The sequence below is a fragment of the Pseudomonas sp. Y5-11 genome, from assembly GCF_022368695.1.
Lineage (GTDB): Bacteria > Pseudomonadota > Gammaproteobacteria > Pseudomonadales > Pseudomonadaceae > Aquipseudomonas > Aquipseudomonas parakoreensis.
In genome coordinates, this window is sequence record NZ_CP058974.1 from 16,093 (window position 1) to 16,757 (window position 665).

Below are 665 nucleotides of genomic sequence, written 5' to 3' on the forward strand. Positions count from 1 at the left end.
CCAGCGCCGACGGTACGACCGCCTTCACGGATAGCGAAACGCAGACCGTCTTCCATCGCGATGGTTTTGATCAGGGTAACAGTCATCTGAATGTTGTCACCTGGCATTACCATTTCAACGCCTTCTGGCAGTTCGCAGTTACCAGTCACGTCAGTAGTACGGAAGTAGAACTGTGGACGGTAGCCTTTGAAGAACGGAGTGTGACGACCGCCTTCTTCCTTGCTCAGAACGTAAACTTCTGCGGTGAACTTGGTGTGCGGCTTAACCGAACCTGGCTTGACCAGAACCTGACCACGCTCAACGTCGTCACGCTTGGTACCACGCAGCAGAACGCCGCAGTTCTCACCAGCACGACCTTCGTCGAGCAGCTTGCGGAACATCTCGACACCGGTGCAGGTGGTGGTGGTGGTGTCACGCAGACCAACGATTTCCAGTGCATCTTGAACGCGAACGATACCGCGCTCGATACGACCAGTCACAACAGTACCGCGACCCGAGATCGAGAATACGTCTTCGATTGGCATCAGGAATGGCTTGTCGATCATACGAACTGGTTCTGGGATGTAGCTGTCCAGAGTTTCAACCAGCTTCTTGACGGCAGTGGTACCCATCTCGTTGTCGTCTTTGCCTTCCAGCGCCATACGAGCCGAACCGATGATGATTGG

General features: G+C 54.6%; 1 protein-coding gene. It reads right to left on the bottom strand.

The features are described from left to right. A partial coding sequence (locus HXW87_RS00075) for an EF-Tu/IF-2/RF-3 family GTPase (protein WP_239778275.1) occupies positions 1-665 on the bottom strand: 665 nt, incomplete at both ends.